Source organism: Prosthecodimorpha staleyi (assembly GCF_018729455.1).
Taxonomy (GTDB): domain Bacteria; phylum Pseudomonadota; class Alphaproteobacteria; order Rhizobiales; family Ancalomicrobiaceae; genus Prosthecodimorpha; species Prosthecodimorpha staleyi.
Genome location: NZ_JAHHZF010000006.1, coordinates 278,274 through 295,987, shown reverse-complemented (window position 1 = coordinate 295,987; position 17,714 = coordinate 278,274). Strand labels below are relative to the sequence as shown.

The window sequence follows — 17,714 nt, the reverse complement described above, 5'->3', positions numbered from 1 at the left end:
AGCATCCTCGCATTCCGGCCGGCGCCGGCGAGATCGCACATCCGGTGTGGTCCGGGCGTCGGGTCGCGCGCCACGGCGCCAACGGATGCGGAGGAAATCATGCACGATGCTCTTCACACGGCCTTCGATCCGTCGGCGGCAACCCCGGCCGACTATCCGCGGCTGCGGCGTCAGGCGGAAGCCGAGCGGGCGGCGGCACTTGGCGCTGCGCTCGGCAATCTCCTGCGGCGGCTCTCCAGCCCGCGGCCGTCGCGCCGGCAGCGTCCGCCGCGCGACCGGGGCTTCGAGATTTCACTCAACGCCGGGAGGCTCTGATGCCGCTCGTCCGAATCGATGCGCCGGCCGCACTCGCCGCCGAGCGCGTACGGGGACTGGCCGACGCGGTCCACCGGGCCCTGGTCGCCAAAGCCGGCGTGCCGGAGGCCGACCGCTTCCATGTCGTCGCCCGCCACGCGGCCGGCGGCCTCGATATCGACCCGACCTTTCTCGGTGTCGAACGCAGCGCGGAGGCCGCGATCGTCGCCATCACGTTCCGGCGCGGCCGGACCGACGACCAGAAGCGCGCGCTCTACCGCGCCATTGCCGACGGCGCAGCGGAGCGCGCCGGCCTCAGGCCGCAGGACGTGATGGTGGTCCTGACCGAGAACGGTCTCGCCGACTGGTCTTTCGGCGACGGCCTCGCGCAGTACGCACCGGGCTGAGGCCCGGCACCGGAATTTGTCCCGGCACCGGGCTGATGCCCGGCGGCGACCACCGGCCGGGCGGTCCGATCCCGGTTTCGAAGTCGAGAAGGGTGGGAGGCGCGGGTCCCGGGGCGGACCCGCGCCTCGTCGATACGCCGGCCGGGTGGGGAGTCCCGGGGGGATCCGGCGCGTTCGGGGAGGGGCGTTGGGAGATGGACGGTCGGGCAGGGATGTTAGGGCAGGGACGGGCGGGGCGGGGTGCTTGAGGCGGGCGCCGGCGCCGCGTCGGGACGGGCGGCACCGGACGGGAGCCGGGGGCGTCAGAAGGGCAGCAGGATGTCCATGACCTGGTTGCCGAGGCGCGGCTGCTGCACGTCGGTGATCTGGCCGCGGCCGCCATAGGCGATGCGGGCCTCGGCGATCTTGGTGGAATCGATCGTGTTGTCGGCGGCGATATCCTCCGGCCGGATGATCCCGGCCACGATCAGCTCGCGCACCTCGAAATTGACCCGCACCTCCTGCTTGCCCTCGATGACCATGTTGCCGTTCGGCAGGACCTGGGTGACGACGGTGGCGACATTGGTCGCCAGCGTCTCGGAGCGGTTGACCGAGCCCTTGCCGTCGGAGGCGGAACTCGACGTGTCGCCGACCAGGGCGGCGGGCGTGGTCGTGCTGTTGCTCGGAATGACCTTCTGGATCGCGTCCGCCGGCAGGCCGGTGAGACCCACATTCTCGCTGTGGGTGCGCGAGCGCTTGGTCTCGTTGTCGATCTCGGCCTTGTCGCCGATGGTCACCTTGACGGTCAGGATGTCGCCGACGCGGGCGGCGCGCTGGTCCTTGAAGAAGGCGCGCGAGCCGGAGCGCCAGAGCGAATTCGGCGCATAGGCGGCGACCTGCGGCTCCGGCATCGGCATGCTGACCGGCTTATATCCGGTCGCCGCGGTCGGATCCTTGATTGCGCTGAGCTTCGGCTGTTCGCCGACATTGGCGAGCCGGTCGACGGTCGAGCAGCCGGCCAGCAGCGTCGTGCCGAGGAGCAGGATGGCGAGCGGGGTGGTGTTCACGGCTTGGGACCTCCGGCGAGACTGGCGACCGGCGTGCGGCCGCCGATGGTGACCCGGCCCTGTCCGGTGACGACGCCGATCACGCTGCGCTTGGACTGCTGATTGAGTACGCTGACGGTCTGGCCGAGGGCTCCGGGCTCCAGTGCCTGGCCGCGTGCGGTCAGGATCAGGCCCGGGCTCTCGAACACGATCGCGACGGTCTCGCCGCGCTGGACGAGGACCGGTTTGGTGAAGTCGGAGACGACGACCGGCTGGCCGGCCCTGAGCGTGCGGCGGGCGGCGAGGCCGGCGATCTCCTCAGCGGCGATCGGCCTGACCGCACCGGCCTGTCGTTTCGGGACCCGGTCGACGACGAGATCGTCGGCGGTTACGACCTCGCCGCGCACGACCGGCCGGGCGAGCGTCAGGATGTCGACGACCTCGACGGCGGCGCCGCGCAGCCGGATGCGGTCCTGGCTGCCGCCGCGGTCGAGCAGCAGCAGGGCTTCGAACCGGTCCTGTCCGGGCAGCAGGCTGACGCTGGCGACGCGGATCGGGGTTGCCGAGCGCTCGTCGGCGAGCCGCGGTTCGAGCGGGGCGTCGAAGGTGATCTGGAGACTGTCGGCACCGGCAATGTTCATCTGCCGGGCGACCGCCGCGCCGACCAGGCGCTGGATCTCGCCGGCACCGATCTCGCGCGCGCTGCGGGTGACCGAGATCTCGACCAGATTGCCCTCGGTGGCGTCGGCAAGGCCGGCCGCGCGCGCCTCCGCGATGACCCGCCAGGCCGGCACGGTGCCGGTGGTGCCGAGGTCGGGGGCCCGGAAGATGGCACGGTCGGCCAGTGCGCCGGCATCGTCGAAGAAATCGCCGATGGTGACGAGGTCGGCGCCGACCGTGACGCTCGCGCGCAGCACGGGCCGGGCGTCGGCGCCGGTCGCCAGGAGGGCGAGCGCAAGTGCGGCCGCGGCGCGGGACTTGAGGAAGGCGGGGCGGGCGGTCATGGCTCAGCCTGTCACTTGAACTGGATGGTGGCCGACATCATCTCGTCGGCGGCTCGGATGACGCGCGAATTCATCTCGTAGGCGCGCTGCGCGGCGATCAGGTCGGAGATCTCCGAGACCGGATTGACGTTGGCGATTTCGAGATGGTTCTGGAGCAGCTGCCCGTAGGCCTCGTCGCCCGGATTGGCGAGCTGGGCGGCACCGGAGGAGGCGGTCTCCAGGTAGAGGTTGTCGCCGATCGCTTCGAGGCCGGTCTTGTTGACGAAGCGGGCGATCTGGATCTGGCCGAGCACCGTCGCGGTGGTGGCGGTGCCGACGACTGCGGAAACCGCGCCCTGCGGGCTGATGGTCAGGCCGGTGGCATTGACCGGGACCGTGATCGCCGGATCGAGCGCGTAGCCGTTGGCGGTGACGATCTGGCCGGTCGCGTCGCGCTCGAAGGAGCCGTCGCGGGTATAGGCGGTGCGGCCGTCCGGCAGCAGGATGCGGAAGAAGCCCTCGCCCCGAATGGCGATGTCGAGTTCCTTCTCGGTCGATTCCACCGTGCCTTGGGACATGATGCGCGGGGTGGCGGCGGTGCGTACGCCCGAGCCGATCTGCACGCCGGTCGGTAGCACGTTGCCGGCGTCGGAGGCCTGCGAGCCGACCTGGCGCAGGTTCTGGTAGAGCAGATCCTGGAAGTCGGCTCGCTGGCGCTTGAAGCCGGTCGTGCGCATGTTGGCGATATTGTTCGAGATGAGCTCGACGTTGAGCTCCTGCGCCATCATGCCGGAGGCTGCGATATGGAGAGCCTTCATGGGTCGGACCCTCCTCAGTTGACCGTGGCGAGCTTTTCGATCGCGTTGCGGCGCAGGTCGTTGGCGTCCTGCATCCACTTCGCGACCGACTCGTAGGCGCGCCCGACCGCGATCATCCGTGTCAGTTCGACGACCGCGCGGACGTTGGACTTCTCGATCTGTCCCTGGACGACGCGCGGCAGCGTCGCCGGCTGCGGATTCTGGCCCTCGAACAGCGTCTCGCCGATCTTCTTGAGCTCGCCCGGATTGGCGAAGTCGACCACGCGCAGCTTGCCGCGCACGCCCTGGTTGGTGGAGATGGTGCCGTCGGCGGCGATCGTCGGGGTCTGCTCGTTCGGAGCGAGCGTCAGCGGCCCGGCGTCGGTCAGCACGGTGTCGCCGTCACGGGTGACAAGCCGGCCCTCGTTGTTGATGGCGAAGGACCCGTTGCGGGTGAAGCGTTCGCCCTGGGCGGTCTGGATGACGAACCAGCCCTTGCCGTCGAGGGCCAGGTCGGTCGGATTGCCGGTCTGCATCATCTGGCCGGGCTGGAAGTCGTAGAGATTGGCATCGTCGATGACGAAACTGATCGGCCTGTCGGGCGTCAGGAAGCTGTCGGCGCTCGCCTGGGGCTGCCGGGTTTCTTCCAGCAGTAGGGTCTGCGCCTTGAAGCCGTTGGTGTTGACGTTGGCGATGTTGTTGGCGATCAGATCGAGCTGCCGTCGCAGCGTGGCCTGACGCGCCAGCCCGACGAGCTGCGCATTTTCCATTTCGGTCTTCCCCGGCGACCGCTCCCCGGCTCCCCAGCCTGGACGGTCGACATGGTTAATGCGAAGACCGTGCCAGGCACAGAATTCAATGAAATCAGAGAGTTGATATCATGCCGCCAGGCTGCGGGCAGTTTCTGCCGGGCCGCGCCCGGTCGACCGAGAAGAGTTTGCCGCTGAGGCCAGCCTCGCGCGCGGGCGCGGGCGGGCGGCGCAGCGCGCGGGGATCTCTTGCCAAACCGTTAATCTTTACGACCCGTTAACCATTCCTAAGCAAGAGTTGACGGTGCAGGATCGATGGGCATTCCCGCCCATAGAGCCGCATGCGTGCCGGTTTTGGGCCGATGCGCGGGCGGCCCGACACGCAACGGTGGGGTGTGGCCGACCGGCGTCCATTCGGATGCCGGGCGGGCACGTCCCGAGGAGCCCTGATGGCCAAGAAGCCGACGCCGAAGGACGAGGCGGAGAAGCCCGCCGACGCCGATGCCGCCAAGGCCAAGAAGAAGAAAATGATGCTGATCGGGGCGGTCGGCGCGGTGGTGCTCGTCGGCGGCGGCGGGGCCGGCGCCTATTTCATGGGGATGTTCGGCGGCAAGGGCGGCGGCGGCGCCCACGGCGACGCCGGCGGCCATGGCGCGCCGCAGAAGGATGTGATGTTCGTCGAGCTGCCGGAGATGACCGTCAATCTCTCGACGGTCGACCAGCGCGCCACCTATCTCAAGGTCCGGATCGCGCTGGAGGTCACCGACAAGACGGTCGCCGGCAAGATCCAGCCGGTGCTGCCGCGCGTGCTCGACGCCTTCCAGGTCTATTTGCGCGAACTCAGGACTTCCGATCTCGACGGCTCGGCCGGGCTCTTCCGCGTCAAGGAGGAACTCGCCAAGCGCGTCAACGTGGCGATCTATCCGTCCAAGATCGACGCCGTCCTGTTCAAGGAAATCATCATCCAGTAGGGCGCCATGGCGGGACCGGAAGACGACGATCTCGACGATATCGACGCTGCCTGGGGGGCGGCGCTCGCCGAGCAGAAGGGCGAGGACGGCGGCGACGATCTCGCGGCCGAATGGGGCGCCGCGCTCGCCGAGCAGGGCGTCGAGGGTGCCGACGACATGGCCGCCCATTGGGGCGCACTGCTCGACGACGGCGACGCCGACCTCGACCAGGCGACCCGCGGCGGCGACCGCATCCTGAACCAGGAGGAGATCGACAACCTCCTCGGCTTCAACCTGGACGGCCAGATCGCGGGCGACCAGTCGGGCATCCGCGCGCTGATCAACTCGGCGATGGTCTCCTACGAGCGTCTGCCGATGCTCGAAATCGTGTTCGACCGGCTGGTCCGGCTGACCACGACGTCGCTGCGCAACTTCACCTCCGACAATGTCGAAGTCTCGCTCGACAGCATCACCTCGGTGCGCTTCGGCGACTACCTGAACTCGATCCCGCTGCCGGCCATCCTGGGCGTGTTCAAGGCCGAGGAATGGGACAATTTCGGCCTGGTGACGGTCGATTCCAGCCTGATCTATTCGATCATCGACGTGCTCCTCGGCGGCGGGCGCGGCACGACGCCGATCCGGATCGAGGGGCGGCCCTATACGACGATCGAGACCAATCTGGTCCGGCGCATGATCGAGATCGTGCTGACGGATGCCGAGGCCGCGTTCGCGCCGCTGTCGCCGGTGCGCTTCAACCTGGAGCGACTGGAGACCAACCCGCGTTTCGCGGCCGTTTCGCGGCCGGCCAATGCGGCGATCCTGGCCGAGTTCCGGATCGACATGGAGGACCGGGGCGGCAAGATCGAGGTGCTGATCCCCTACGCCACCCTGGAGCCGATCCGCGAGCTTCTGCTCCAGATGTTCATGGGCGAGAAGTTCGGCCGCGATCCGATCTGGGAAGGCCATCTCGCCACCGAGATCTATTCCGCCGACATCGCCGTCGACGCCGTGCTGTTCGAGCGCGACCTGCCGCTTCGGCAGGTGCTCGATCTCGAGGTCGGCCAGACGCTGGTCTTCGACGTGGGACCGCAGGACCCGGTCACCATCACCTGCGGCGGCGTCGTCCTGACCGAAGGCCAGATGGGCCGGGTCGGCGAGAACATCTCCGTGCGCGTCGCGCGCAATCTGAAACGCCCCAAAATGACCCTGGCCGCCTTCGAGAAGGCCGCCTCGCAGAAGGACATGCAGCCATCATGACCGGCAGCTGGATCAGTATCGCCATCGAAGTCGTGGTCGCCGTTCTGCTGACGATCACGATCGGCTACTGCGTTCTGCTCAACACCCGCCTCAAGCGGCTGCGGGCGGACGAGACGCAGCTCAGGGCGACCATCGGCGAACTGGTGCGGGTCACCGAAGTCGCCGAGCGGGCGATCGGAGGCCTGCGCGAGGCGGCGACCGAATGCGACCGCACGCTCGCCAAGCGCGTGCGCGAGGCCGAGTATTTCTCGGTCGAGATCGCGCGCGAGATCGGCGAGGGCAGCCAGGTGCTCGAGCGCATCATGCAGATCACCCGCACCGCGCGCGCGACTGCCGCCGCCGAGCCCGCGCCGCCTACCGGCGGGTCGGCCATGCCGGAGGCGCAGGCGCCCGACGTGGCACCGCCGTCGGCTGCCGATGCCGCCGCCGCGCGTCCGCGCATGTCGGAACTGAAGGCCAAGTTCGCCCAGTCGGCCGAACGGCTCGCGAGCCTGCGCCGCGACATGGACGGTCGGGCGGCATGAACCAGCCCCGCCTCATCCCCCTGGTGGTCTTCGCCGCCGCGGTCCTGCTGGCGCTGAAGGGGATCCACCTCGCCAGCGCCGGCGGTCCGCAGCCGGCGAAGCCGCCGGCGTCCCGGAACCTGCCCAGTGCGGCGGAACTGTTCAAGGACGTGACGCCGGACCCGATCATCACGGGATCGGGCTCGGGAGGTGGACATGGCGGGGGCGACGGTCCGCCGGAACTGCAGACGCCGCTCTCCAAGGCGGCCGAAACCGCGCGCTCGCGCGTCGAGATCACCACCGAACGGCCGCCCGAGGCCAAGCCCATCGGCGGCAGCGAACTCCTGTCCGAAATCACCATCCTGGAGAAGCTCGCCGAGCGGCGGAAGCTCCTGGAACAGCGCGAGCGCGAACTCGAGGCGCGCGAGAACCTGCTCAAGGCAACCGAGGGCAAGATCGAGAAGCGGATCGACGATCTGAAGACCATCGAGGAGAAGGTCGGTGCCGGCGCCGCCGCCAAGGAGGACGAGAAGGGCAAGGAGATCACCGATCTGGTCAAGATGTACGAGTCCATGAAGGCCAAGGACGCCGCGCGCGTCTTCGACCGTCTCGACACCAAACTGCTCGTCGATATCGCCCGCCAGATGAATCCGAAGAAGCTCGGCGACGTGGTCTCCAAGATGAGCCCCGACGCGGCCGAGAAGCTGACGGTGGAACTCGCCAACCGCAAGGGCCGCGATCCGGGGCCGTCGCCGGTCCGGGATTTGCCTAAAATCGAAGGCAAGGGCGGCTGAGTCGGAGATCGACTTAAACATCCCTTCATCGCGCAGGACTACCGTCGGAGACGGTGCTGTTCTCGCCGATGGGTTCCCGTGTCTGCGTCCCCCTCCTGGTCGGTCCTCGGCCGTCTCGTCCTGTTGCTCGCCGGCTTCATGCTGGCCGGTCTCGCTCCGGCCGCCGCGGCCGGGGCCAAGGCGGAGATCGCCGCCACCCTGGAGAAGGGGTTCGGCCGCATCGTCATCACCTTCAAAGACCGCGCATTGCTGCCGCAATTCACCAGCCGTGTGAACAACGGCGTCCTGGTGATCCAGTTCGCCGAGCCGGTGCAGATGGAGGTGGAGCGGCTGCCGACCCAGCTCGCCCCCTATGTCACCATCGCCCGGCGCGATCCCGACGGCCAGGCGATCCGCCTCGGGCTGACCCGCCAGGTTCGCATCAACACCATGGAGGCCGGCGAGCGCCTGTTCGTCGACCTGCTGCCGGCGACCTGGGCCGGCCCGCCGCCGACGCTTCCGGAAAGCGTGGTCCTCGAACTGGCCAAGCGCGCCGAGACGGCGCTCAAGGCCCAGCGCGAGGCCGAGAAGCAACGCTTCGGCGTCAAGGTCCTGGCCAAGCTCGATTTCCGCGTCGGCCGCAACCCGACCTTCACGCGTTTCTCGTTCGGCTGGAACGTCCCCTTCGACACCCAGATGGCGCGCGATGCCGACAAGGTCACGCTGACCTTCAACCGGCTGGCCGAGATCGACTTCGCGCCGGTGATTTCCGATCCGCCGCCGACTTTGCGCGAGATCCGCGCCGAACCGGACGGCGAGAAGCTGAGGGTCGTGATGACCATCGCGCCGGAGGCCGACGTGCGGGCCTTCCGCGAGGAGCAGACCTATGTGGTCGACCTCTCGCATGCGGCGAAGGCCGTCAATCCGGCCGAGGCCGCGATCCGCAAGGTGCTCGACCCGGAAGCGGACAAGCAGCGCACGGTCGTCAACGCGCCGGGGACGGCGCGCCCGCCCGAAGCCGGCAAGACGCCCGAAGCCGGCAAGGCGCCGGTGGCCGGCAAGCCCGGGACGGCTCCCGAAGCCAAGCCGGCCGGCGCGTCTGCGGCCGGCACTGCGCGGCCGCCAGCTGCCGCTCCGGGCACGGATCCGGCCGTGAAGACCAGCCTGATCGATCTGCCGCCCGAACCCGATCCGGCGCCCCCGCCCAAGCCGGCCGCCGCGGTCGAGAAGGCGGCTGCGGCTCCGATGGCCGACGAGGAGGCCGGCGACGATCCGGGCGCCAGCGGCGAGGCCCGCCCGGAGGTCCGCTCGGGGCGCTCCAACACGGTCAAGATCGTCCGCGTCGAAGCCAAGCGGATCGGCAGCGTGGTGCGGGTCGCCTTTCCGTTTCCCGGCAAGGTCGCCAGCGCCGCGGTCAAGCGCGGCGACAATCTCTGGATCGTGTTCGACACGCAGCTCTCCATGGACCTGCGCGCCATCGCGGCCGTTCTCGGCACCACCGCCGCGGACGTGTCCGTGAACCGGACGGAACGCGGCCAGGTGCTGCGCATCCGGCTGACCGAGCCGATGCTGACCACGCTCGGTCTCGACGGCAATTCCTGGATCCTGTCGATCGGCGAGATGGTGCTCGAACCGGCCCGTCCGCTCGTCCTGAAGCGCGAGTTCCGCTCGGAGGGGCAGGGGCTGATCCGGGTTCCGCTATCCGACGCCGGCAGCGTGCACGAGATCAACGACGCCTCGACCGGCGACATGTTCTACGTCGTCACCGCCTTCGGCCCGCCGCGCGGTCTCCTGAAGCCCTACAGCTTCCCGGAAATGGAGACGCTCGCCTCCGCCCACGGCGTGGCGGTGGTGCCGCGCACCGACGACCTGAAGGTCGGCATCGAGTTCGACTCCGTGGTCATGACCCGCGAGCGCGGCCTGACCCTCTCGACCGGTGCGCTCGGATCGCCGTCCTACGAACTGCCGAAGCCGGTGCGCAAGGCGGCGCGGCGGGTGGTCGATCCGTCGACCTTCGCAGTCAAGGACCCGGCCGAGTTCACCGAGCGGGTGCGCGGCCTGATCGATCAGATCGCGGAGGCCGGCGAGCAGCAGAAGGCGCCGCTGCGCTTTCAGCTGGCCGAATTCTACGTCGCGCATCGCTTCGCGCCGGAGGCTCTCGGCATCCTGCGCCTGCTTGCCGCCGACGAGCCCGGCATCGAGCGCGATCCCGGCTTCATCGTTCTGTTCGGCGCCGCCCAGACCATGGCGGGGCGCACAGCGCCGGCGCTGCGGGCGCTCTCGCGCACCGAAGTCGCTGACAATCCCGACGCCGCCCTGTGGCGCACGATCGCGGCCGCTTCCGAGCAGAAGTGGGACGAGGCGCGCGACGCGGCCCAGAAGGGGGCCGGCGCGGTCGGCGGCTATCCGATCGACATCCAGGCCGCCTATGTGCTGGCCGGTGCGGAGGCCGCGGTCGAACTGAACGATTTCCGCGCCGCGCAATCCCGGCTCGCCGAGATCCTGCCGGAGGAAATCGCCCCCGATCTCAGGGCGCGCTACGAAATGTTGCAGGCCCGCATCGCCGATGCCGCCGGCCGGCCCGAGGACGCCATGGAGCGCCTCGACCGTCTCGCCGCCTCGGCCGATCGAAAGGCTGCGGCCGAGGCCGAATATCGCCGGCTGCGCGTCCTGGTCCGCGACCAGAAGATCGAGGCGGCCGAGGCGATCGAGCGGCTGAAATCGCTGGTCTTCGGCTGGCGCGGCGACGAGATCGAGCTGAAATCGCTGCGCTTCATGGCGCAACTGCAGGCGCAGCACGGCCTCTATCGCGAGGCCTTCCAGAACATGCGCAACGCGCTGCAGGTTGCCCCGCAGTCGGAGACCGCCAAGCTGCTGCAGGACGACATGGGGCGGGAATTCGTCTCGCTCTATCTCGACGGCAATGCCGACCGGCTGAAGCCCGTCGAGGCGCTGGCGCTCTACTACGATTTCCGCGAACTGACCCCGGTCGGCCGGCTCGGCGACGAGATCGTGCGCCGGCTGGCCGACCGCCTGGTCGGCGTCGACCTGCTCGACCAGGCCTCCGAACTGCTCGCCTACCAGATCGACCAGCGCCTGCGCGGGGCCGCCAAGGCGCAGATCGCCGCCGATCTCGCCATGATCCACCTGATCGACCGCAAGCCCGACAAGGCGCTGGCGGTGCTCAACAAGACCCGGCAGTCGCAGCTTCCGGTCTCGGTCGAGCGGCAGCGGCGCGTGGTCGAGGCCCGCGCCCTGTCGGAGACCGGCCGCGCCGATGTGGCGCTCGAACTGTTGTCCGCGCTCGGCGGGGCGGATGTCGATCGCCTGCGCGCCGACATCATGTGGCGCGCCAAGCGCTGGCACGAGGCCGGGGAACGGCTGGAGACCATGCTGGGCGGCCGATGGAACGAACCGACGCCGCTCGACGACCAGGAGCGTCAGGACGTGATCCGCGCCGCGGTCGCCTACGCGCTTGCCAGCGACGATCTGGCGCTCGGGCGCCTGCGCAGCAAATTCGCCGACCGGATGAAGGACAGCCCGAGCTCAGCGACCTTCGACGTGGTGACCGCGCCGATCCAGAGCCAGGGCACCGAATTCCGCGCCATCGCCAAGGAGATCGCCGCCATCGACACGATGCGCGGCTTTCTGGACGAGTATCGCAGCCAGTATATGAAGGGACCGGCGGACACCAAGCCGGCCGATCCGCAGCCCGGCAAGCCGCCGGCGGCGCCCGGCCCCGCAGCGGCCAATTCGCCGGATCGGAAGGGACCGGAGCGGACCGCCTCGATCACCCGGCCCGAGACCCGGAAGCCGGCCGTCGGCAACGGCACGGGCACGAAGCTCGCCCAGGCCGATCCCGCGCCGGACCCGGCCAAGAAGCACTGAGGCCGGCCGGATCGGGGCGCCGCCGGCCGCCGCCGGCGATCCGTGCCGGCGCGCCGCCCGCTATCCGAAGCTCTTGACCAGGCTGCCGGCGATCAGGTTCCAGCCGTCGACCAGCACGAAGAAGATCAGCTTGAACGGCAGCGAGATGGTCACGGGCGGCAGCATCATCATGCCCATCGACATCAGCACCGAGGCAACGACCAGGTCGATGATCAGGAAGGGCAGGTAGAGCAGGAAGCCGATCTCGAAAGCGCGGCGCAGTTCCGAGATCATGAAGGCCGGAATCAGCACCCGGTAGGGGATCGCCTCCGCACTGGCCGGCCGGGGCTCGCGCGCGAGTTCGATGAACAGTTCGAGATCCTTCTCCCGCACATGCTCGCGCATGAAGACGTGGAACGGCAGCGCTGCCCGCTCGATCGCCTGATCGAGCTCGATCGTCTGCTCGGTCAAGGGCTTGATGCCCTCGTCATAGGCCTGGTTGAAGATCGGCCCCATCACGAAGGCGGACAGGAACAGGGCGAGGCTGATCATCACCGAATTGGGCGGTGCGGTCTGCAGGCCGATCGCCGAGCGCAGCACCGACAGCACCACCACGATGCGGGTGAAGCTGGTCACCATGACGACGATCGAGGGCGCCAGCGACAGGACGGTGATCACCGCGACCAGTTGCACCGCACGCTCGGTGACCGTGCCGCCCTGGCCGAAATTGATCGAAATGTCCTGCGCGGCGGCGCCCGACGCGAAGGCGACCAACAGGACGAATGCGCCCAGGACGGACGTTGCCGCCCTGTCGGTCCCGCCTGCCTGTCGTGCCTCGCTCGGAAACCGATCCATCACGCGCCCCGCTGCCGGCCGCCGGCCGGCGGATGAAGGCGGACCCCGGTCTCTTGCTCGAGCGGCCCGGCGGACCGGAGCCCGCCGGCCGATGCGCCGCTCATCGGCTCGGCGGACCGGACAGCTCCGACAGGAGCTTGGCCATTTCGGCCTCCAATTCGTCGGACGGTCCCTTCGGGGCGGCCGGTGCGGCACCCGGCGGAGAGGCCGGCGGCGGCGCAGCCGGGGCTGCGGCGACGGGGGCGGGCGCCGGCGCCGGCGCCGGTGCCGCGGCTTCCGGTGTCACGGGCGCCGGTACCGGCGCCGGAGCGACGGTCTCGGGCTCCGGCGGACGGACGGTGGGCTGTACCACGGTCGGCCGCGGTTGCGGCGCGGGCGGGCGGGACGGCACGGCGGGGCGCGGTACGGGCGCGCCCGGCGGACGCGAACCGGGCCTCGGCTCGGACTTGGCGGGAATGATCGCCGTCGCCAGATCCGCCAGCGCCCGCTCGATCTCGCCGACCACCGCCTCGTGGCTGCCGTCCGGCTCGGTCTCGGCCGGTGCCGGACGGGCCGGCGTTCCTGGGAGCGTCATCACGGGCCGCGGCGGGCGCGCCTCGGCAGCGGGTGCGGGCGGCGGGGGTGCGGGCGGCGGCGGCGCGGCGGGTCGTTCGGGCTGGGGACGCGAGCCCGTCGGGACCGCTATGGTCGGCTCTTCGCCCTGGAAGTCGCTCTCGAGCGGCATCGATGCCGGCCGGGGGGCCGGACCGCGCGTCGCCTCGGTGCGGGCCGGTTCCGGCGGCCGCGTCGGTTCGGTCGGCCGCGGCGGTTCGGGCCTTGTCATCTCGGGTCGGGGCAATTCGGCCCGGGGCGGCTCCGTCCGGCTTTCGGCACGCGACGGCTCTGGACGGGCTGGCTCCGGCCGCGCGGGCTCGGGCCGCGCAAGCTCGGGCCGATGGGTTTCGGTGCGTGCCGTGTCCGCTCGGCCGCCGTCGCTGCGCGGCGGCTCCATGCGGGGAGGCTGGCGCGGCGTCGGGGGCGGCAGTTCGGCTTCGTCTGCGGCCTGCTGCCGGTCGCTGGCGGCCGCCGCTGCGGCCGCCGCGGCTTCCGCGATGCGTCGGCGCTGATCGCCCAGGGCGGCCTTCAGATCCGCCGCCACGGCGCTGCCCTTCGCGGGCGATGCGGGGCCGGCCGGCAGTTCGGTCCGCTGCACGATCGCCTGCGTCGGGGTCGGCCCGGTGACCGGCTGCGCCACCGCCGGTGGCTCGACGCGGCCGACCTGCGGCTGCCGGACGACCGTACCGGCTGCACCGCGCACGATCCGGCTCTCGACCAGCACGTCGTTCGGGCCGCCGATCATGACGAGATGCTCGACATCGTCGCGGCGCAGCAGAATCAGACGGCGCCGTCCGTCCAGATTGGCGCTGTCGACCACGGCCAGCCGGGCGCGGTCGCGCCCCTGGCCTCGGAACAGACCGCTCTCCGAACCGCCGGAGAAGCGCCGGATCAGCCACGCCACAAACACGATGAGAATAACGACCAGAATCAACGCGATGATGATCTGCGCCGCTCGTCCGCCATCCACCCCGAACAGGGAATTCAACCAGTCCCGCATACGGGTCCACTCCATACGCACGCCCGCACTGCCGAATCTAGGGCGCCGGCGAATTCTAACTGACCCGGCAGACTTTGCCGCGCCTAATACCGCGTCGTAAACCGAACCTTCACGGAATTCGGTCGAAAGTCCGGTCGCCGTCGGGATTCGGTCCCGAAGCGATGCAGCCGGTTAACCGGCCGTTAACCATATACCGGGACTATTTTGCCCGGTAGCCGGCGCGTGCCGGGTGCCCGCGGGGCCGCTTCGGCGCCGGCATATGGGAAACGGGGACGGCATCATGGCAATCGGCAACCTGCCGCTGGTCGACGCCTTGAAGACCAAGATGCGCTGGAACCAGGCGCGTCAGTCCGTGCTGTCGGCCAATGTCGCCAATGCGGACACGCCGCGCTACCGCGCCGTCGACCTGAAGCAGCCCTCGCTCGGCGGTGCCGGCGGCACGCTCGCGCCTGCGCCGGTCGCGATCCGGGTCGCGACCACCGAGGCCGGCCACATCCAGGGCCGCACGATCGGCTCCAGCTTCCGAACCGACGGGCAGAAGCCGTTCGAGACCACCCCCAACGGCAATGCGGTCAATCTGGAGGAGGAGATGCTCAAGGCGGCCGACAACCAGATCGACTTCCAGATGGTCACGTCGCTCTACCAGCGCTCCATCGGCATCATCAAGACCGCGATCGGCAAGAAGGCCTGAGCCATGGCAATGGATTTCAACCAGTCCCTGAAGATCGCGGCCTCCGGCCTGAAGGCGCAGTCGGGCCGCATGCGCGTCATCGCCGAGAACCTGGCCAATGCCGAATCGACCGCCCGCGCGCCAGGCCAGGACCCCTACCGGCGCAAGGTCGTGACCTTCGCGTCGAAATTCGACCGCGAGCTGCAGGCCCAGACCGTGCAGGTCGGCAAGGTCGAGCGCGACCGCACCGATTTCAAGAGCCGCTACGAACCCGGCCATCCGGCCGCGGATGCGAGCGGCTACGTCAAGTATCCCAATGTCGACACGCTGGTCGAGACGGCGGACATGCGCGAGGCGCAGCGGTCCTACGAGGCCAACCTCAATGTCGTCACCGCCACCCGGCGGATGATCCTGAAGACCCTGGAAATCCTCAGAGCCTGATTGGAGCGCCTGATGGCCACCATTCCCGCCAACTTCGCCGCCAATGCCTACAAGGTCGCGCAGGGGCTCGCGAATCGTCCCGATCAGGGGCACTCTCCGCTCGCCGACCGGACCCGCCCGGATTTCGCCGGCATGGTCCGCGACGCCATGGGCGATGTCGTGCAGCAAGGGCGGAGCGCGGAGGCCAAGACGCTGGCCTATGCCAAGGGCAAGGCCGATGTGATCGACGTGGTCACGGCGGTGGCGGAGACGGAAGTGGCGCTGGAGACCATGGTCTCGCTGCGCGACAAGGTCATCGCCGCCTACGAGGAAATCATGCGCATGCCCGTCTGACCGGTCCGAGGCCGGACGCGGTGGGTCTTGCGCGGCGGGGGATGCCATGAACGGCGCCGAAGTGCTCGACATCGCCCGCGACGGCATGTGGACCCTGGTGGTCGTCGCCGCGCCGGTGATGCTGGTCGGGCTGCTGGTCGGCGTGATCATCGGCCTCCTGCAGGCGTTGACCCAGATCCAGGAGGCGACACTCGTCTACGTGCCCAAGATCCTCGCCATCTTCGTCGCGCTGGTGGTCGCCTTTCCGTTCATGGGCTCGACCCTCAACGGCTACATGGTGCGCATCATGACGCGGATCGTGGGGAGCTGAGCGGCCGTGAACGTCTCGATCCTGCCGGACATCGCGATCGTGTTCCTGCTCATGTTCGGGCGGCTCGGCTCGATGATGATGCTGATGCCGGCGATCGGGGAGACCAACATTCCGGCCCGCATCCGTCTGGTCTTCGCCGTGCTGGTCACCATGCTGGTCTATCCGGTGGCGAGCGGTCTCTATCCGGCCGGCCTCGCCGCGACGCCGGCGAAGCTCGGCTTTCTGCTCGTCGCAGAGATCGGCGTCGGGCTCTTCATCGGCATGGCGACGCGGCTGGTCATGGCCGCCGCCCAGGTCGCCGGCACCACCATCGCCAACCAGCTCGGCCTCGGCTTCGCCATGGCGGTCGACCCGACCCAGGGCCAGCAGGGCGTGATCTTCGGCAACTTCCTGTCGCTCGCCGCCGTGACGCTGGTCTTCACCCTCGACCTGCACCATCTCGCCGTCGCCGGGCTGACCGGCAGTTTCGGCCTGTTCCGCCCCGGCGACCTGATGCCGGTCGGCGATTTCGCCGAGGCAGCTCTGAGGCTGACCGCCGACACCTTCCGCATCGGCGTGCAGATCTCCGCGCCGTTCCTGGCCTTCGGGCTGGTCTTCAACCTCGGCCTCGGCCTGCTCTCCAAGCTGATGCCGCAGCTGCAGATCTTCTTCATCGCCACGCCGCTCAACATCGGTGCCGGGCTCGCGCTGTTCGCGCTGGTCTTCGGCCCGATCATGCTCTGGTACATGGAGCATGTCCGCGACGGGCTCGGCCGCTTCGTCGAACCGGTGAGGTGAGGCGATGGCCGAGGGCGGCGACGACGAGGAAGAAAGGACAGAAGAACCATCCCAAAAGAAGCTCGACGACGCGCTGCAACGCGGCGACGTGGTCAAGAGCCAGGAGGTGCCGGCCTTCTTCGTGCTGTCGGCCTGCATGGTGCTGGTCGCCTTCCTGTCGACCCCGATGGCGCGCGATCTAGCCCGGCCGCTGGCCGGCTATCTCGGCCACCTGCACGAGATCCCGGTCGACCGGCGCGGCCTGATCGCGGTCTATCTGGAGGCCGGCAAGATCCTCGCCACCGTGCTGGTCCTGCCCGCGCTCGCCTTCGTGATCGCCGGCGTCGCCGGCAACATGATCCAGCACCGCATGGTCTGGAGCGGCGAATCGCTGATCCCGAAGCTCTCCAAGATCTCGCCCATGGCGGGATTGAAGCGGATCTTCTCGGCGGAGAGCCTGGCGACCTTCATCAAGGGGATCATCAAGATCGCCGTGGTCGGCATCGGCATGTGGATGGCGGTCAGCCCCGAATTGCCGCGCCTGGAAAGCATCGTCGCCACGGACGCGATCGGCCTCCTGGCGATCACCCAGTCGCTGGCCATCCGGCTTCTGACCGCGGTCCTGATCGTGATGGGTTTCGTCGCCGGGCTCGACTACCTGTTCCAGCGCCATCGCTGGATGGCCCGGCAGCGCATGACCAAGCAGGAGCTCAAGGAGGAGTACAAACAGCAGGAGGGCAATCCGGAGATCAAGGCCAAGATCCGCCAGATCCGGCAGGCCCGTTCGCGCAAGCGCATGATGGCCGCCGTGCCGACCGCCACCGTCGTGGTCACCAACCCGACCCACTATGCCGTGGCGCTGAAATACGACCAGTCGACCTCGGCGCCGATCTGCGTCGCCAAGGGCGTCGACGAGATCGCCTTGAAGATCCGCGAGGTCGCCAAGGGCGCCGACGTGCCGGTGATCGAGAACCCGCCGCTCGCCCGCTCGCTCTATGCCAGCGTCGACATCGACAAGCAGATCCCCGAGGAGCACTACCGCGCCGTCGCCGAGGTGATCGGCTACGTCATGCGCCTGAAACAGGGCCGCAAGGGCTGGCGGCCGTAGGGTATGGGGACGAGTGAAAGGGACATGGGGCAAGTCGATGTC

At 69.3% G+C, this 17,714-nt stretch carries 19 protein-coding genes; 13 read left to right on the top strand and 6 right to left on the bottom strand.

Features of this window, described 5'->3' with window-relative positions:
• Positions 1 to 99: 99 nt before the first annotated feature.
• Positions 100 to 315, top strand: coding sequence for a hypothetical protein (locus tag KL771_RS14085; RefSeq protein WP_261969182.1), 216 nt, complete (start codon positions 100 to 102; stop codon positions 313 to 315).
• The gene (locus KL771_RS14080; protein ID WP_261969181.1) at positions 315 to 701 is read left to right on the top strand and encodes a tautomerase family protein; all 387 of its coding nucleotides are present in this window, start codon (positions 315 to 317) and stop codon (positions 699 to 701) included. The genes KL771_RS14085 and KL771_RS14080 overlap by 1 nt, the downstream gene beginning before the upstream one ends.
• A 302-nt stretch (positions 702 to 1,003) precedes the next feature.
• On the opposite strand, the gene flgH is transcribed toward KL771_RS14080, so the two are convergent.
• From flgH to flgF, 4 genes are read right to left on the bottom strand one after another with little or no spacing between them, the layout of a single operon-like run.
• The gene (gene flgH, locus KL771_RS14075; RefSeq protein WP_261969180.1) at positions 1,004 to 1,747 is read right to left on the bottom strand and encodes a flagellar basal body L-ring protein FlgH; all 744 of its coding nucleotides are present in this window, start codon (positions 1,745 to 1,747) and stop codon (positions 1,004 to 1,006) included.
• Positions 1,744 to 2,730: a flagellar basal body P-ring formation chaperone FlgA gene (gene flgA / locus KL771_RS14070; protein WP_261969179.1), complete on the bottom strand. Its 987-nt coding sequence runs from the start codon at positions 2,728 to 2,730 to the stop codon at positions 1,744 to 1,746. The genes flgH and flgA overlap by 4 nt, the downstream gene beginning before the upstream one ends.
• A gap of 11 nt (positions 2,731 to 2,741) precedes the next feature.
• Positions 2,742 to 3,527, bottom strand: coding sequence for a flagellar basal-body rod protein FlgG (flgG, locus tag KL771_RS14065; RefSeq protein WP_261969178.1), 786 nt, complete (start codon positions 3,525 to 3,527; stop codon positions 2,742 to 2,744).
• 14 nt (positions 3,528 to 3,541) lie between these two features.
• Positions 3,542 to 4,276 (bottom strand): flagellar basal-body rod protein FlgF, encoded by a 735-nt coding sequence (gene flgF, locus KL771_RS14060; protein WP_261969177.1) that lies wholly within the window; start codon positions 4,274 to 4,276, stop codon positions 3,542 to 3,544.
• 428 nt (positions 4,277 to 4,704) lie between these two features.
• Here flgF and KL771_RS14055 point away from each other — a divergent pair, with 428 nt between their 5' ends.
• The 5 genes from KL771_RS14055 (at position 4,705) to KL771_RS14035 (ending at position 11,626) form a co-directional block, all read left to right on the top strand.
• The gene (locus KL771_RS14055; protein ID WP_261969176.1) at positions 4,705 to 5,226 is read left to right on the top strand and encodes a flagellar basal body-associated FliL family protein; all 522 of its coding nucleotides are present in this window, start codon (positions 4,705 to 4,707) and stop codon (positions 5,224 to 5,226) included.
• A gap of 6 nt (positions 5,227 to 5,232) precedes the next feature.
• Positions 5,233 to 6,462 (top strand): flagellar motor switch protein FliM, encoded by a 1,230-nt coding sequence (gene fliM / locus KL771_RS14050; protein ID WP_261969175.1) that lies wholly within the window; start codon positions 5,233 to 5,235, stop codon positions 6,460 to 6,462.
• Positions 6,459 to 6,986, top strand: coding sequence for a DUF6468 domain-containing protein (locus KL771_RS14045; protein ID WP_261969174.1), 528 nt, complete (start codon positions 6,459 to 6,461; stop codon positions 6,984 to 6,986). The genes fliM and KL771_RS14045 overlap by 4 nt, the downstream gene beginning before the upstream one ends.
• Positions 6,983 to 7,759 carry a MotE family protein gene (locus tag KL771_RS14040; RefSeq protein ID WP_261969173.1) on the top strand — a complete coding sequence of 259 codons (777 nt, stop codon included), beginning with the start codon at positions 6,983 to 6,985 and terminating at the stop codon, positions 7,757 to 7,759. The genes KL771_RS14045 and KL771_RS14040 overlap by 4 nt, the downstream gene beginning before the upstream one ends.
• 78 nt (positions 7,760 to 7,837) lie before the next feature.
• The gene (locus KL771_RS14035) at positions 7,838 to 11,626 is read left to right on the top strand and encodes a hypothetical protein (protein ID WP_261969172.1); all 3,789 of its coding nucleotides are present in this window, start codon (positions 7,838 to 7,840) and stop codon (positions 11,624 to 11,626) included.
• 60 nt (positions 11,627 to 11,686) lie between these two features.
• Here KL771_RS14035 and fliP read toward each other — a convergent pair whose 3' ends face one another.
• Positions 11,687 to 12,379 (bottom strand): flagellar type III secretion system pore protein FliP, encoded by a 693-nt coding sequence (gene fliP / locus KL771_RS14030; protein WP_261969171.1) that lies wholly within the window; start codon positions 12,377 to 12,379, stop codon positions 11,687 to 11,689.
• Positions 12,380 to 12,560: 181 nt separating this feature from the next.
• On the bottom strand, positions 12,561 to 14,054 hold the full coding sequence (locus KL771_RS14025) for a flagellar biosynthetic protein FliO (RefSeq protein ID WP_261969170.1): 1,494 nt from the start codon (positions 14,052 to 14,054) through the stop codon (positions 12,561 to 12,563).
• 280 nt (positions 14,055 to 14,334) lie between these two features.
• On the opposite strand from KL771_RS14025, the gene flgB reads away from it, so the two are divergent.
• Genes flgB through flhB form a run of 6 tightly spaced genes read left to right on the top strand, consistent with a single transcriptional unit; the run spans position 14,335 to position 17,672 of the window.
• Complete coding sequence (flgB, locus tag KL771_RS14020) at positions 14,335 to 14,745, top strand: flagellar basal body rod protein FlgB (protein WP_261969169.1); 411 nt, start codon at positions 14,335 to 14,337, stop codon at positions 14,743 to 14,745.
• A 9-nt stretch (positions 14,746 to 14,754) separates the two neighbouring features.
• Entirely contained in the window at positions 14,755 to 15,165 is a 411-nt protein-coding gene (flgC, locus tag KL771_RS14015) for a flagellar basal body rod protein FlgC (protein WP_261969293.1), read from the top strand.
• A gap of 12 nt (positions 15,166 to 15,177) precedes the next feature.
• Positions 15,178 to 15,498 (top strand): flagellar hook-basal body complex protein FliE, encoded by a 321-nt coding sequence (locus tag KL771_RS14010; RefSeq protein ID WP_054361854.1) that lies wholly within the window; start codon positions 15,178 to 15,180, stop codon positions 15,496 to 15,498.
• A 46-nt stretch (positions 15,499 to 15,544) separates the two neighbouring features.
• Positions 15,545 to 15,808 carry a flagellar biosynthesis protein FliQ gene (gene fliQ / locus KL771_RS14005; protein WP_054357873.1) on the top strand — a complete coding sequence of 88 codons (264 nt, stop codon included), beginning with the start codon at positions 15,545 to 15,547 and terminating at the stop codon, positions 15,806 to 15,808.
• Between the two features lie 6 nt (positions 15,809 to 15,814).
• On the top strand, positions 15,815 to 16,585 hold the full coding sequence (fliR, locus tag KL771_RS14000) for a flagellar biosynthetic protein FliR (RefSeq protein WP_261969168.1): 771 nt from the start codon (positions 15,815 to 15,817) through the stop codon (positions 16,583 to 16,585).
• A 4-nt stretch (positions 16,586 to 16,589) separates the two neighbouring features.
• The gene (gene flhB / locus KL771_RS13995; RefSeq protein ID WP_261969167.1) at positions 16,590 to 17,672 is read left to right on the top strand and encodes a flagellar biosynthesis protein FlhB; all 1,083 of its coding nucleotides are present in this window, start codon (positions 16,590 to 16,592) and stop codon (positions 17,670 to 17,672) included.
• Positions 17,673 to 17,714 lie beyond the last annotated feature (42 nt).

Coding starts and splice junctions, on each gene's coding strand:
- flgC (WP_261969293.1), top strand. CDS start 14,755: ATGGATTTCAACCAGTCCCTGAAGATCGCGGCCTCCGGCCTGAAGGCG.
- KL771_RS14010 (WP_054361854.1), top strand. CDS start 15,178: ATGGCCACCATTCCCGCCAACTTCGCCGCCAATGCCTACAAGGTCGCG.
- fliM (WP_261969175.1), top strand. CDS start 5,233: ATGGCGGGACCGGAAGACGACGATCTCGACGATATCGACGCTGCCTGG.
- flgA (WP_261969179.1), bottom strand. CDS start 2,730: ATGACCGCCCGCCCCGCCTTCCTCAAGTCCCGCGCCGCGGCCGCACTT.
- fliQ (WP_054357873.1), top strand. CDS start 15,545: ATGAACGGCGCCGAAGTGCTCGACATCGCCCGCGACGGCATGTGGACC.
- KL771_RS14040 (WP_261969173.1), top strand. CDS start 6,983: ATGAACCAGCCCCGCCTCATCCCCCTGGTGGTCTTCGCCGCCGCGGTC.
- KL771_RS14055 (WP_261969176.1), top strand. CDS start 4,705: ATGGCCAAGAAGCCGACGCCGAAGGACGAGGCGGAGAAGCCCGCCGAC.
- flgF (WP_261969177.1), bottom strand. CDS start 4,276: ATGGAAAATGCGCAGCTCGTCGGGCTGGCGCGTCAGGCCACGCTGCGA.
- KL771_RS14085 (WP_261969182.1), top strand. CDS start 100: ATGCACGATGCTCTTCACACGGCCTTCGATCCGTCGGCGGCAACCCCG.
- KL771_RS14025 (WP_261969170.1), bottom strand. CDS start 14,054: ATGCGGGACTGGTTGAATTCCCTGTTCGGGGTGGATGGCGGACGAGCG.
- flhB (WP_261969167.1), top strand. CDS start 16,590: ATGGCCGAGGGCGGCGACGACGAGGAAGAAAGGACAGAAGAACCATCC.
- flgG (WP_261969178.1), bottom strand. CDS start 3,527: ATGAAGGCTCTCCATATCGCAGCCTCCGGCATGATGGCGCAGGAGCTC.
- flgB (WP_261969169.1), top strand. CDS start 14,335: ATGGCAATCGGCAACCTGCCGCTGGTCGACGCCTTGAAGACCAAGATG.
- KL771_RS14080 (WP_261969181.1), top strand. CDS start 315: ATGCCGCTCGTCCGAATCGATGCGCCGGCCGCACTCGCCGCCGAGCGC.
- KL771_RS14045 (WP_261969174.1), top strand. CDS start 6,459: ATGACCGGCAGCTGGATCAGTATCGCCATCGAAGTCGTGGTCGCCGTT.